The sequence below is a fragment of the Actinoplanes sp. NPDC023714 genome, assembly GCF_040639855.1.
Classification (GTDB): Bacteria; Actinomycetota; Actinomycetes; order Mycobacteriales; family Micromonosporaceae; genus Actinoplanes.
This window is the reverse complement of the sequence record NZ_JBFAAR010000004.1, coordinates 77,325-91,299: the sequence shown is the minus strand read 5'-3', so window position 1 is coordinate 91,299 and position 13,975 is coordinate 77,325. Positions and strand designations below refer to the sequence as shown.

The window sequence follows — 13,975 nt, the reverse complement described above, 5'->3', positions numbered from 1 at the left end:
CTGAGCACCACTACACTTTGCGGCTATGGCAAAGCCCCAGGAGAAGGTGTCGTTTCGCGAGCGCCTGAAGCAGATCGGCCAGGTGTTCTCGTTCACGGCGAAGCAGGACAAGTGGTTCGTCCCGCTGGTCATCGGAGCGGTCGCGATCCCGATCGCGCTGACCGTGCTCGTGGTGCTCCTCTCCGGGTCCTGGGTGTGGATCCCGGTCGGCGTCCTGCTGACGCTGCTGGCCGTGCTCATCGTGCTCAACCTGCGCTCGAACACCGCGATGATGAACGTCGCGGAGGGCCAGCCCGGCGCCGCGGCCTCGCTCATGGAGAACATGCGCGGTGACTGGCGGGTCCGCCCGGCCGCGAGCTCCACGACCCAGTTCGACATGGTCCACGTGGTGATCGGCCGCCCCGGCGTCATCCTGCTCGCCGAGGGCGACCCGCAGCGCGTGAAGGGCCTGCTCGGCCAGGAGAAGCGCCGCCTCGTCAAGGTCATCGGCAACGCGCCGCTCTACGACTACGTGATCGGCTCGGGCGAGGGCCAGCTGCCGGTCCGCAAGCTGCGCTCGACGATGCTGAAGCTCCCCCGCAACCTCACCGGCAAGGACGTCAACGCCCTCGACAAGCGCCTCGGCGCCCTGATGGCCCGTCCGCAGATGCCCAAGGGCGCCATCCCGAAGAACATGCGCCCCAGCAAGGGAGCGTTCCGCCAGCAGCGCCCTCGTTGATTCAGAACCATTTTCTGTACGAAGGTCGACGGCGTCCCCACCGGGATCCGCCCGCATCCTTCCCACGGCCCCCACGCGCCTCACTCCAGGCGGTGGGGGCCGACCCATATCCGCGGTGACCTCCGCGGTCCCGTGAGATAGCGCCTTCCCTCCACCACAACCGCCCCACCCCAGCGTGTTGAGTTCAGGCGCAAGAGACGCATCGACGAACCTCTCCATGATCGGGCCGGGGCGTTAACCTCGGGAGACGCGTTCCTCCGGCGGCGGTGGGCCGAACCGGACACCCGAAGGAGTTCGCCCGTGGTCAGCACCCTGGCGGTCCCCGGCAGCTATCCGACCGTGCGCGACGCCCTCGAGGTGGCGCCGGACGGGGCGGTCATCGCGCTCGCGCCCGGCACCTATCGGGAACGCCTCGAGATCCGCGGCCGGCGGCTGACGATCCGGGGCGGCGGCGAGGCGGTCCTCGACGCGTCCGGGTTGGACGGCCCGGCGCTCGAGATGTCCGCCAGTGAGGTGTCCGTCGAGGGCATGACGCTGTCCTCCGGCGACTATGCCGCTGTCACCGTCGCGGGCGGGCGGCTCGTCCTCCGGCAGTGCGAGATCACCGCCGGGTTCGGCGCCGGGGTGCAGGCCACCGACGGCGCGGTCGTCGAGGCCGGCGAGGTGCGCGTCCTGCGGGCCCAGTACGGCTTCGTCTTCTCCGACGCGGGCGGCGCCGTGGAGTCGAGCGAGGTGCGCGGCATCTCCGACGACGGCGTCATCGTGCGGCTCGGCGCCGACCCGGTGCTGCGCGGCACGACGGTGGCCGAGTGCGGATACCGCGGGATCTACGTCTACCAGTCCGGCCGTCCGGTGATCGAGCGCTGCGACGTCTCCGGCACCGGCGACGCCGGCATCGTGGCAGCGCACGGCAGCCAGCCGCGGATCGTGGAGACCTGGGTGCACGAGACGCGCGGCCCGGGCATCGTGATCGGCCCGGGCTGCACGGCCGTGGTCGACCAGTGCCGGGTGGAGCAGACGGCCGACCCGGCCGTGCTCGTCGACCCGGCGGCGACCGCGACCGTGACGCTGAACGAGAGCGGCGCCCCACTCCGCTCGGCCGGCACGACGCAGGACGCCGCCGCTGTCGACCGGCTGCTCACCCAGCTCGACTCGATGATCGGCCTGGCCGGGGTGAAGGGCGAGGTCCGCGCGCTGATCGACGAGATCCAGGTGAACGAGTGGCGGCGCACCGCCGGGCTGAGCGTCGGCGCGGTCAGCCACCACCTGATCTTCACGGGCGCGCCGGGCACCGGGAAGACGACGGTGGCCCGCGTCTACGGCCAACTGCTGAAGGCGCTGGGCGTGCTCCCGAACGGCCAGTTCCGCGAGGTGTCCCGGCGCGACCTGGTGGGGCAATACATCGGCCACACCGCCGAGAAGACCACCTCGGTCTTCGAGGAGGCGATGGGCGGCGTCCTCTTCATCGACGAGGCCTACACCCTGGCCCGGGCCGGCGGCGCCACGGCCGACTTCGGCCAGGAGGCGATCGACACGCTCGTGAAGCTGATGGAGGACCACCGCGATCAGGTGGCGGTCATCGTCGCCGGCTACACGAAGGAGATGTCCGACTTCCTCGACGCCAACTCGGGCCTGGCCTCCCGGTTCGCGAAGACCCTCGAGTTCGAGAACTACGGCCCCGACGAACTCGTGATGATCGCCGACCGGATCGCGCGCAACGACGACTACATCTTCGCGGCCGGCCTGCCGACGGCCCTGCACGAGCACTTCACCCACCTCGAGCGCGACCGCAACTTCGGCAACGCGCGCGAGGCCCGCAAGCTGCTCGAGGGCATGCGCAAGGCCCAGTCCGGCCGGCTCCGGGCGTTGGGCCGCATGCCGAGCCGCGACGACCTGCGAACCCTCATGCTCGACGACCTGAGAGCCGCGACGCGATGACCGCCCGGGTGACGAGGGCAATGACGATCATGATTACCTGGATAGGATGTCCCCACTACGGATCGTAGGGAGCGGACGTGGCGCATCCAGGGCACGGCGAGCCGGGCTACGGCGTGCCGGGCTACGGCGTGCCGGGCTACGGCGTGCCGGGCTACGGCGTGCCCGGACAGCCACCGAGCGGCCACCAGCCCTCCGGCCCGCCGCCCCACGGTCCGCGCCCTCCGAACGGCCCCCGCCCACCCACGGTCGGAGCCGGTGTCCCTCTCAGCACGGGCCAGGCGAGGCCCTGGCCGCCGCAGACAGGTCCGATGCCGCACTCCGCCCGAGGAGTCATGCAGGGCCCGCCACCCCAGCGCCCACCCAAGCCGACGGCGGTGCCCGAGGAGACGGTCACGGCGATACCCCGGCGCGGACACCTGGGACCCCTCAGCCTCGCCCAGATCCTGGTGGCCGAGGGCTCCCTCCTCGGCATCGTCGCGGCCGCCACCCAGGGCGTCATCCCGGCCCTGGTCACCACGGTCGCGGCCGCCGCGCTGCTGTTCGTCTTCTTCGCCCGCGGCCACGACCGCTGGTGGCTGGAACACCGAGCCCTGACCCGGGACCACCGGCGCCGCCGTTCCGCACGGCGCGAAGCCGAGGCCGGACCGGTACTCGCCGCCCTCCGCACCATCGCCCCCGGCCTGAGGATCCGCGACGTCCACACGACCACCACAGGCCAGGCCACCAGGGAAACCGGCACGACCGGCCTGAGCGTGACGGCAACCAATCTGAGCACGACAGCGATCGGCGAGGGCACCACGACGAGTGGCGACGGCACGACGACCGGCGGCGACGAGAAGCCGACCGGTGTGGCCCGCGACGAGGCCGGCTGGTTCGGGGTGGTGGCCCTCGACGAGCCCGGCCCGGTACCGCTCGACACCCTGATCGCCGCCCTGGCCGCCACCGATCAGCCCGGCCTGACCCTGGAACTGGTCACCCACACGGTCCCGGCCCCCACCCCGGACCTGCCGCCCACGTCGCCGGCCATCACGTCCTACCGCCTGTTCGGCGACGGCGCCCCCGCGCACCGGGAGTCGTCGCTGAGTGTCCGGCTCGACGCGAAGGCCCTCGCCGAGTCCGTGATGGACCACACCACCGACCCGTCCGAGGCGGCCCGGCTCACCGCCGCCCTGACCCGCAAGCTGGCCACGACGCTGCGCCGCCAGGGCATCCCGAACCGCGTGCTCGACGCCGGTGAGCTGCTCGCCACCCTCGCCCGATCCTGCGACATCGACGTGAGCGACCCGTACCCGGCCGAGGTGGCCGAGGAGTGGAACCACTGGCGCTCCCACCACCTGATCCACCGCACCTACTGGCTGGAGACCTGGCCGGAATCGGTCACCGACATGGGTCCACTGCTCTCCTGGGCGTCCGCCGCCCCGGCCTCGCAGACCAGCGTCGCGCTGATCCTCGACGCCACCCACGCCGACGACATCGCGATCCGCGCGCTCATCCGCCTGTCCACCCGCCCCGACGCCGACCTCGACGCCCTGGGCGAGGTGTTGCGCGAGGGCGCCCGCCGAGCCGGCGCCGAACTGCGGTCGCTCGACGGCGAGCAGGGCATAGCGGCCTACGCGACAGCCCCGACAGGAGGCGGCGCAGGATGACGGAACCCCACAGCCGCCCGCAGCGAGAAAACCCGGAGCAGTTCCCCGGCCAGCAATTCCCAGCTCAACGGTCCGCGGCCGAGCAACCAGCGCCCCAGCCTCTCCCGGCCCAGCAGCAAGCGCCCCAGCAACCAGCGCCCCAGCAATTCCCCGGCCAGCAGCAAGCGCCCCAGCAGCCGGCACCCCAGCATTTCCCGGCTCAACAGTTCCCGGCTCAACAGTTCCCGGCTCAACAGTTCCAAGCCCACCATCCCGCGGCCCAGCAGGTCGCCGCGAGCGCCGCCGCGCCGCCAGCCCAGGCTCAGGCCCCAGCCCAGGCCCCGGCCCCGAACGCCTTCCGCACCGAAACGGCGGCACCCCACCGGCCGGGACGCCCGCCACGACCGCCGCAGACCGACGACCCGGCCGACCCCACCGGACCGTCCGGGCGCACGTCCCGCCTGCGCATCGGCTGGCATGCGATCCCGAGGCCCGCCCTGCGCCGGTTGACGGCCGCACCTCAGCATCCGGACCGGGCCGCTGCCGGACTTCTGCTCGGCCACAGCCGGCAGCAGGCCCCCGTACATCTGAAGCTCTTCGATCCGAGCCCGGCGCGCCTCGCCCTGATCGGCGGCGTCTGGGCCGCGCAGCTCTTGATCTTCAGAGCTTTCGCGATCGGCGCGCGGGTCATGGTGGTGACGACCGAGCAGCGCGCGTGGTCGGGCTTCGGCGAGCGGGCGACCGGGCAGTACCACCGGCTCACCGTGCTGGCGGGCGAACCGGACACGCTGCCGCCGGGTACCCCGCAGACGCCGGCGCTGATCGTCTATGACCTGGGCGTGACCGGTCCGGCCACCGCTCCCCCGCTCGGGCCGTGGACGACGCAGCTCACGGTGCTGCGGCAGCTGGATCGGCCGGGTGTCGCGACGCTGCAGGAGGCGGGCATGACGCTGATGCAGCGGCTGGGCGGCGACGAGGCGACGCTCGCGGCCGCGACGCTGCGGCTCGACCAGCAGAACGGGCGGCTGCTGCAGTTCATGACGGACGACATGGTGGCGCTGGTCGGCGACGGCCCGGACCGGTTCGTGCAGCTCGGCCAGACCGATGTGGAGCAGCAGCACCTGGGCCTGCCGAGACGCTGAAAAGCGGACGGACCTAGCGAGCGGGCGGGCTCCAGGCCAGCTGCACGAGCCGAGCCCCGTGCCTGCGCGTCACCATCCAGGCGCGGCCGGGCGGCAGCGGCTGCGGCTTCAGGTTGCCGAAGATCGCACCCTCCTCGCGCGGCCCGGACATCAGGATCCCCGGCGACGCGAGCTCGCGGATGCGGCTCACGATCGGCTCGAAGAGCGCCCGCGAAGCCCCGCCGGTCCGGCGCGTGAGCACGACGTGCAGGCCGATGTCGCGGGCCTGCGGCAGGAACTCGAGGAGCGGCTGGAGGGGCGCCTGGCCGACCAGGTCGTAGTCGTCGACCAGGACGTACAGCTGCGGCCCCTTCCACCAGCTGCGGCTCGCCAGCATCTCCGGGGTGACGTCCGGTCCGGGCAGCCGTTCCCGCATGGCGACCGCCACCTGGTTGATCAGGTCGGTGGTGACCTGGGCGGACGTCCCGTACCCGACGGTGTGCTCGGCCGGGACGCAGCCGAGCAGGCTGCGCCGCAGATCGACGAGGAGGATGCGGGCCTGCGCCGGGGTGTGGCTCGCCGCGATCGACTTGGCGAGGCTGCGCAGGAACGAGCTCTTGCCGGACTCGACGTCGCCGAAGAGCAGCGCGTGCGGCTCGTTGTCGAAGTCGAGCCAGACCGGCTGGAGGTCGTTCTCGGCGATGCCGATCGGGATCTTCTCGCCGTCGGCGGGCGGCAGGTTCTCGTACGGAAGCTCCGCCGGCAGCAGGCGCACCCGCGGCGCCGGCGCGCCGGTCCAGTGCTCGGTGGAGTGTTTGACCAGTTCGGCGACCGCGTCGGCGAGGTCGTCGACGCGCTGCTCGCGGTCGATCCGGGGCAGCGCCGCGAGGAAGTGGTAGCCGTCCGGGGTGAGGCCGCGGCCGGGCGCCGACTCGGGCACGTTGACGGCTTCCCGCCGGTTGATGGCCGAGTCACTGGGTTCGCCGAGCCGCAGTTCGAGGCGGGTGCCGAAGACGTCGCGGATCTGCGGGCGGATGTCCATCCAGCGGTTGGTGGCGGCGAGGATGTGGATGCCGAAGCCGAGGCCGCGGTTGGCGATCTCGTGGACCGTCGCTTCCAGGTCCTCGAACTCGGACCGCAGCGTCGCCCACCCGTCGACCACGAGGAAGACGTCGCCGAACGGGTCCTCGCCGAACCGGCCCTGCGCCTTGGACCGCCGGTATGCCGCCGCGCCCTCGACGTTCTCCCGGGCGAAGAGGTCCTCCCGGGCCCGCATGAGGCCGTGCAGTTCGGCGATGGTCCGGCGCACCCGGTCGACGTCGCGGCGGGTCGCCACGCCGCCGACGTGCGGCAGGTCGGCGAGCGCGCCGAGCGGCCCGCCACCGAAGTCGAGGCCGTAGAACTGGACCTCGCGCGGCGTGTGGGTCAAAGCCAGGGAGGCTATGAGCGTACGCAGGAGGTTTGATTTTCCGGATTGTGCGGCGCCGACCACGACGACGTTGCCGGCCGCCCCGGACAGGTCGAGCCAGAGGGGGTCGCGGCGTTGCTCGAACGGCTTGTCGACGATGCCGCCGAGTGCGTGGAGTGATCCGAACCGGTCGGCGGCGTCGACGGTGAGCCCGCGGTCGGGCATCGTGACGGCGGGCGGCAGCATCTGGCCGAGGGTGGGCGCCGTGTCGAGCGGGGGAAGCCAGACCTCGTGTGCGGCGGCGCCCTGGTTCTCCATCTGCCGGACCAGCACTTCGAGGAGCGTGTCGCCGCCCTCCTCGACCTTCGCCGGCTCTTTTTGTACGGACTTTTCCGACTCATTCCGCAGGGAAGCCGCGTAGAACGTCGAGTACTCCCGGATCGGATCGCTCGCTTCAGTAGCTCCGGCCACCGGCGCCCCGTCCCTGCGGACCGGGCCGGAGACGTACGCCGCCTTGAGCCTGATCAGACCCTCGGTGCCGGTGCGGAGGTAGCCGTGGCCGGGCGAGCGCGGCAGCTCGTACGCATCGGGCGCCCCCAGAACCGCCCGGCTCTCCATCGACGAGAACGTGCGCAGGCCGATCCGATAGGAGAGGTGCGATTCGAGGCCGCGCAGCCGCCCCTCCTCCAGCTTCTGCGAGGCGAGCAGCAGATGGATGCCGAGCGAGCGGCCGACGCGTCCGATCTGGACGAACATGTCGATGAAGTCGGGCCGGGCGCTGAGCAGCTCGGAGAACTCGTCGACGATGAAGAGCAGGCTGGGCAGCGGCGCGAGCGGCACCCCGGCCGACCGCGCCCGCTCGTAGTCGCGCTGTGAGGCGTAGTTGCCGGCCTTGCGCAGCAGCTCCTGGCGCCGGTTCAGCTCACCGGAGATCGCGCCGAGCATCCGGTCGACGAGGGGGAGCTCGTCCTCCAGGTTCGTGATCATCGCGGCGGTGTGCGGCAGCCGGTCCAGCGAGGCGAACGTGGCGCCGCCCTTGAAGTCGACGAGCACGAAGTTGAGGATCTCCGGGCTGTGCGTGAGGCCGAGCGCGAGCACCAGCGTGCGCAGCAGCTCCGACTTGCCGGAACCGGTCGCGCCGACCAGCAGACCGTGCGGGCCCATGCCGTCCTGCGCCGACTCCTTGAGGTCGAGCTCGATGGGCCTGCCGTCCAGACCCACCCCGATCGGAACCCGCAGACGGTCACGATTGGGGCGACTGGCCCAATGCCTTTCAAGATCTATTTTGTACGGGTCGGCGACGGCGAGCAGTTCGGAGAGGCCCATGTCCTGCGACACGGCCGGTTGGTCGGCGAAGGAGGCGGCCGAGAGTCGCAGCGGGGCGAGTTCGCGGGCCAGCACCTCCGCCTGTTCGAGACCGAGCGCGTCCGCCCGGCCCACCTCGGCCGGACCGTCCATCGTGGTGCCGGTGACCGTCCCGTCCGCGGCGATGTCGAGCACCACCGAGCTGTCGTCGAGCAGCCGGGGCGGCGGCACCGAGAGGTCGAGCAGGGTCACACCGGCCACGCCGCCCTCGGTCATGAGGTGGTCCGAGCCGGCCGTCGAACCGCCGTCGATGATCACCACGACGTGCGGGTTCTGGATCGTGCCGGGGTCGAAGCGCGGCCGGTTCAGCAGTACGTCGTCGAGCATCGCCTCGAGTGCCGGGATGCTCGGCGCGACCAGCCGCACCGGGCCCACCGCGTCGGTCTTGCCGGGGTGCTGGGCGTGCGGCAGCCACTTCGCCCACTCCCACCGCGACCGGCGGTCGTCCGGCACGCAGATGCCGATCCGCAGGTCGTCGGGGGCGTGGAAGACCACCATCTGGGCGATCAGCGCGCGGGCGAAGGCCTCAGGCTCACCGCCCCTGACGTAGATGCGCGAGAAGTCGCGCAGCGACACCGACACCGGAAGATCTGGAACTACCGAGTACGCGGTGACGAATCGCCGCAGCGCCGTGGCGCAGAGCGGCTCCAGCTCGTCGACCGGCCGGGTCTGCGGCGGCACGAGCCGGGTCGCCACCTCCTGCGCGCCGACCGCGATCCGGACCACGCTGAAGTCGGCGTCGCCGCGCCGGCGCTCCCAGAGCCGGCCGCTGTCGATGAAGCCCCACAGCGTCTCCGGGTCGGGGTTGCGGTAGTAGAGCGCCTCCCGCTGCTGCTTGATCGTGGTGCGCAGCTGGGCCCGCAACTGGGAGAGATGACGCAGGTACTGCCGGCGCGCCTCGATCATCTCGCGCTTGCCGGGGCCGCTCGTGTTCGCGGCCATCATGGCGATCATGCCGAGGATCGAGACACCGTACATCGCACCGGCCACATAGGTGATCGGCCCGCCCCGGCCGGCGCCCATCATCAGGGCCATCGCGCCCGCGCCGGCGCCCATCGGCAGGATCATCAGCATCCGCGTCCAGGCCTTGCCGCTGGGCTGCGGGACCTCGGGCGGGGGCTCGAGCAGCACTTCACCGGCGGGCATGGCGGGCGCCGGGCGGCGCGGCGGGCGCTTGATGATCGTGACGGTCACACGGGCTCCTCACGCTTCGCGTCAATATTATCCGTCCTCTGTGCTGTTAGCCTTACCTCTCGTGCTCGCGGTGATGCAGGGAGTGATCATGACCGCATCGGGGAGCCCCAGCCTGGCCCGGGTCACCGTCGCCGCGCCGACCCGCCGCATGGATCTCGCTCTGCCCGACAACATGCTGGTCGCCGAACTTCTCCCCCATCTGCTCCGGCACGCCTCGCCGGAGGAGCCGGCCGACCTCACCGGCGGCTGGGTGCTGCGCCGCGCCACCGGGACCGCCCTCGAACCGGGCCGCAATCTCGCCGCCCAGGGCGTCCGCGACGGCGAACTGCTGCATCTGAGCCCGGCCCGCGAGGACTGGCCCGAGCTCGCCTACGACGACGTGGTCGAGGTGATCGCGAGCGGTTCCCGGCGGGCCGGCCACACCTGGAGCGACAGCCAGACCCGCCGCTGCGGCCTGGCCGTCACGGCGGGCGCGCTGCTGCTCGGCATCGGTGGCCTGGCCGCCGACGGTCCACCGTGGGTGCTCACCGCGTCGATCGCCCTCGCCGTCGGCGTGGTCCTGGTCGTGGCCGGCATCCTGCTCTCCCGGGCGGCCGGCGACGCCGGGGCGGGCGCGATCGTGGCGGCGTCCGGTCTGCCGTACGCGTTCCTCGGCGGCGCCTGGCTGCTCGCGGCGCCCGGGATCGGCGCGCCCGGCCTGCTGCTCGGCTCGTCCACCCTGCTGGTGCTGAGCGTCCTCGGCCACGTCGGCGTGGCCGGCCTGACCCGGCTCTTCGTGGCCGGGATGGCGGCCGGCCTGACCGGTCTGCTCGCCGCCTCGCTGGCGCTGGCCGGGATGTCCGCCGAGGGCGCCGCCGCGGTGGCGCTGACCGCGGCGATCGGCCTGCTCCCGGCCTACCCGGTCCTGTCCGGCTGGCTCGGCCGCCTGCCCTATCCGGAACTGCCGAACCGCGCCGAGGAGATCCTCGACGACAAGCCGGTCCCCCGCCGCGAAGACGTCTTCGCCGCCGTGGTCCGCTCCGCCGAGGTGCTCACCGGCCTGCTCCTCTCGGCCGCGCTGTGCAGCTTCGTGGCGATGACGTACCTGGCCCTCTCCGGCCCCACCGTCTCCTCGGTGCTGCTCATGGTCGCCGCGGTGGCCGCCCTGCTGCTCCGCGCGAGGCTGCTGCCGACCGCCCCGCAGCGCGTTCCTCTGCTGGTGGCGGGCTTCGCCTGTCTGGCCGGCCTCGGCGCCGGCCCGGTCGTCACCGGCACGGTCCCGGGTTACGCGCTGCTCGCCGGCGCCCTGCTCGCCGCCGCGATCGCCCTGCCCGCCGCGCTCGTCTTCAGCAGACGCCCGCCGTCGCCCTACCTCGGCCGCGCCGCCGACATCCTCGACGTGGTCGCGATCATGGCGCTGATCCCGCTGGCCTGCGCCGTCATCGGCGTCTACGACGAGATCCGCGGCCTGTTCGCCTCGATCGGCGGGTGAGGCCGTGACCTCCCGCCGCGACCAGCTCCAGTCCTACCAGTTCATGAACCAGCGGGTGATCTCCGCCTTCGTCATGCGCGAGACCGATCCGGCCCAGTCCCCGCTGCGCCGCGGCATCGGCGCCCTCTTCGGCGGCCTCATGATCGCGGTCCTGGTGGCCGCCGTGTACGGCATCTACGGCGTCCTGACCCGCAGCGGCCCCGACCAGTGGCAGGAGGACGGCTCGGTCGTGGTGGAGCGGGAGACCGGCGCCAGTTTCGTCTACCTCCGCGACAAGCTTCACCCGGCCCTCAACTTCACCTCGGCGAAGCTGGCGGCGGGGAGGCCGAACCCGCAGGTGTTCCGGGTGGTCGCGAAGTCCCTGACCGACGTGCCGCGCGGCGTGACGATCGGGATCGCGGGGGCGCCGGCCTCGCTGCCCAACGCTGACCAGCAGGTTCGGTTGCCGTGGTCGATGTGCGCGGTCCCGGAGGATCCGCCGCGGTCGGTGTTGCTTGTCGGTTCTTCTCCTGCCGATTCCGGTGCTGACGGTGCCGGCCCGGGTGGCGCCGGCTCGGGTGGCGCCGGCTCGGGTGGGGCTCCGCTCGGTGATCGGGCTCTTCTGGTGGCGGGTGATCCGGCCGGCGGCGCCAACCTGGTCTGGCAGGGCCGCAAGCACCTGATCCGGAACGCGCGGGTCACCGTCCCGGCCCTCTTCGGCGCGGTGTCACCGACCCCGGTAAGCGTGGCCTGGCTGAACGCGCTGCCCACCGGCGCCGACATCGCCCCGATAGACGTGGACGACCGCGGCGAGGCCTCGAACGCCGTGGACGGTTTCGACAACGGCGACGTGCTCTTCAACGAGACCGGCAACGGCCGCCAGTTCTACCTGGTCCTCGACGACAGACTGGCCCCGATCACGCCCCTCCAGCAGGCCGTCCTGAACGCCGCCTTCCCCGCCGACCCGCAGGAGATCTCCGCGGCCGACGTGGCCCGTTTCGACCCGCAGCCCCTCGACCCCGACGCCGACCCGGCAGTGCAGGGCCCGCAGCAGGTCCCCGATCTGGCAGCGATCAGCCAGGGTACGGCGGCCTGCGCAGTGACCCAGAACTCCCCGAACCCGCCGACCGTGCTGATCGACGTCCCCGCCGCGGCCCTCTCCACCGCGGTGCCGACGGAGGGCGCCACTTCCCAGGGCGAAGCCCTGGCCGACGCCGTGCAGGTCCCCCCGGGCCGCTTCGAACTCATCCGCTCGGCGGGAGGTCTCCAACTCATCACCGACCTGGGAGTCCGCCACCCCCTCGCCGACCCCGACGTGGCCGCACTGCTCGGATACGCCCCTCAGAACGCCACCGAGATCCCCACTCCGCTACTGAACGCCATCCCGGCCGGAGTGACCCTGGATCCCGCCGAAGCCCTGAAGCCGGTATCCGCCACAGTGGACTGACCGCCCCTACCAAAGTCCTCAGCGCCGTGGCCGCAGATCTCAAGGCTCGCAGCCCCGAAGCCCGCGCCCTCACCGGAGCGCGCCACCCGAGGCCCGCAGCCCCAAAGCGCGCGCCCCGAACCCACAGCCGGCGCCCGCAGTCCGCCGTCTCGGAGCCCTCCCCAAAGCTCGCCACCCTCGGAGCCCACGCCCCGACCCCCAGCCCGGCACCCGCAGTCCGCCGTCCCGGAGCTCTTCCCCGAAGCTCGCCACCCCTCGGAGCCCGAAACATGGGAGTCGGGAGCCGCAGTCCATCAGCGGATCGCATCGTCGAGGAGCATGATCGGCGGGCCGGGCTCGAGCGGCTCCACCCGCGCGGGAAGCGCAGGCGCCACACCGGGACGCCATCCCCGTCGTCGGCTGCGGCGCATAGCGGCCGCGGCGATCACCACAGCGACGGCGAGAAGGCTCGCGACAAGCGCCCCGACCAGGGCGTAAGCCCGGCGGCGACTCTCCACCCCGGTGTCCTCGGGCGAGACGGCTTGCACACCCGGCAAGGCACGGCTCTCCGGCGGAACCAGCTGACCGGTGATCGCCGCCATCGGATCGATCACCCCGGCGCCGAACGCGGGACCCGCCGGCGCCGGCCCGGCCGTGCCGGTCAGCAGCCGCACGACCTCGCGCGTACTGAGATCCGGCCGCCGATCGTGCACCAGCGCGGCGGTGGCGCCGACGAACCCGGCCGCCACCCCGGTACCGGTTACCTCGACGATCCCCCGCCCGGTCTGCAGGGTCGGAACCGCGACGCCGGGAGCCACCAGATCGACGAAATCCCCACGCTGCGATTCCGGCCAGATCCGGCCGTTCTGGTCGATCGCACCCACGCCGATCACGTCCCGATAGGCGGCCGGATACGGCGTCGGATTCCCTTCGTCGGCCCCGCCGAGATCCCCGGCAGCCGCCACGACGACGACACCCTGGTCGACCGCGGCCGCGACGGCGGCTTCGAGATCCCGATCGTCCTCGTAGACCGGACTGACCACGACCACGACGTCAGCCCCGTTACCGACCGCCTGATCAATCCCGGTCGCCAGCGTGTCCGGGTCGATCTCCGAGCCGACCGGGTCGTCAAGCTGCACCCGAATAGGCAGAACGCGCGAATCAGGCGCCAACCCGGTGATGCCCTCGTCGTCGCCGGGCCGGCCCACGATCACCCCTGCCACCTGCGTGCCCGTACCGGTGCAGTCGTCACCGGCCGATCCCCCGTCGACCGCGTCGATGCCGTTGAGCACACGCTGCCTCAACTGCGGCTGCCCACTGTCGACCCCGGTGGAGAGGACCGCGACACGTGCACCGGTACCGTCAGCGACCGTCTTCAGCGAGTCGGCGTCGAGCGCGTCGCGCGCCCAGGAGCCGGCGATGTCCGACTCACCGGGCTCGGCGCAATTCTGTCCCGGAGCGGCCAAAGCTTGAGCCTGCGTCCCCTTAACCGCCCGGGCCGCCTGCGCCCCCTTAACCGCCCGGGCCGCCTGCGCCCCCTTAACCGCCTGGACCGCCTGGGCCCCCTGGACCGCCTGCGCCCCATCGGCCTTCTGGGCCGCCTGCACCTCCTGGGCCGGCCGCGCCGCCTGGGCCGCCTGCGCCGCCTGGGCCGGAGCCGGCACGAGCACGACAAGCAGCGCGGCGACGACAGCGAATCCCGTGTGCCTCATGACGACTTCCCATCCAGG

At 72.4% G+C, this 13,975-nt stretch carries 9 protein-coding genes; 6 read left to right on the top strand and 3 right to left on the bottom strand.

Annotation, left to right across the window (positions count from 1 at the left end; genetic code table 11):
- Window positions 1-25: 25 nt before the first annotated feature.
- The 3 genes from AB0G10_RS19715 (at window position 26) to AB0G10_RS19705 (ending at window position 4,302) form a co-directional block, all read left to right on the top strand.
- Window positions 26-718 (top strand): DUF4191 domain-containing protein, encoded by a 693-nt coding sequence (locus AB0G10_RS19715; RefSeq protein WP_360923298.1) that lies wholly within the window; start codon window positions 26-28, stop codon window positions 716-718.
- 300 nt (window positions 719-1,018) lie between these two features.
- Complete coding sequence (locus AB0G10_RS19710) at window positions 1,019-2,656, top strand: right-handed parallel beta-helix repeat-containing protein (protein WP_360923295.1); 1,638 nt, start codon at window positions 1,019-1,021, stop codon at window positions 2,654-2,656.
- Window positions 2,657-2,964: 308 nt separating this feature from the next.
- Complete coding sequence (locus AB0G10_RS19705) at window positions 2,965-4,302, top strand: type VII secretion protein EccE (RefSeq protein WP_360923292.1); 1,338 nt, start codon at window positions 2,965-2,967, stop codon at window positions 4,300-4,302.
- On the opposite strand, the gene AB0G10_RS19700 is transcribed toward AB0G10_RS19705, so the two are convergent.
- A complete protein-coding gene (locus AB0G10_RS19700; RefSeq protein WP_360923290.1) occupies window positions 4,266-4,544 on the bottom strand; it encodes a hypothetical protein in 279 nt (92 codons plus the stop codon). The genes AB0G10_RS19705 and AB0G10_RS19700 overlap by 37 nt on opposite strands.
- Window positions 4,545-4,787: 243 nt before the next feature.
- Between AB0G10_RS19700 and AB0G10_RS19695 the strand changes: the two genes are divergently transcribed.
- On the top strand, window positions 4,788-5,423 hold the full coding sequence (locus AB0G10_RS19695; RefSeq protein ID WP_360923287.1) for a hypothetical protein: 636 nt from the start codon (window positions 4,788-4,790) through the stop codon (window positions 5,421-5,423).
- Window positions 5,424-5,436: 13 nt separating this feature from the next.
- On the opposite strand, the gene eccCa is transcribed toward AB0G10_RS19695, so the two are convergent.
- The gene (eccCa, locus tag AB0G10_RS19690; RefSeq protein ID WP_360923284.1) at window positions 5,437-9,369 is read right to left on the bottom strand and encodes a type VII secretion protein EccCa; all 3,933 of its coding nucleotides are present in this window, start codon (window positions 9,367-9,369) and stop codon (window positions 5,437-5,439) included.
- An 88-nt stretch (window positions 9,370-9,457) separates the two neighbouring features.
- On the opposite strand from eccCa, the gene eccD reads away from it, so the two are divergent.
- Window positions 9,458-10,840 carry a type VII secretion integral membrane protein EccD gene (eccD, locus tag AB0G10_RS19685; protein ID WP_360923281.1) on the top strand — a complete coding sequence of 461 codons (1,383 nt, stop codon included), beginning with the start codon at window positions 9,458-9,460 and terminating at the stop codon, window positions 10,838-10,840.
- A 4-nt stretch (window positions 10,841-10,844) separates the two neighbouring features.
- The gene (eccB, locus tag AB0G10_RS19680; RefSeq protein WP_360923278.1) at window positions 10,845-12,266 is read left to right on the top strand and encodes a type VII secretion protein EccB; all 1,422 of its coding nucleotides are present in this window, start codon (window positions 10,845-10,847) and stop codon (window positions 12,264-12,266) included.
- Between the two features lie 293 nt (window positions 12,267-12,559).
- Here the strand turns inward: eccB and AB0G10_RS19675 are convergent, their stop codons facing one another.
- Entirely contained in the window at window positions 12,560-13,915 is a 1,356-nt protein-coding gene (locus tag AB0G10_RS19675; RefSeq protein WP_360923275.1) for a S8 family serine peptidase, read from the bottom strand.
- Window positions 13,916-13,975: the final 60 nt, after the last annotated feature.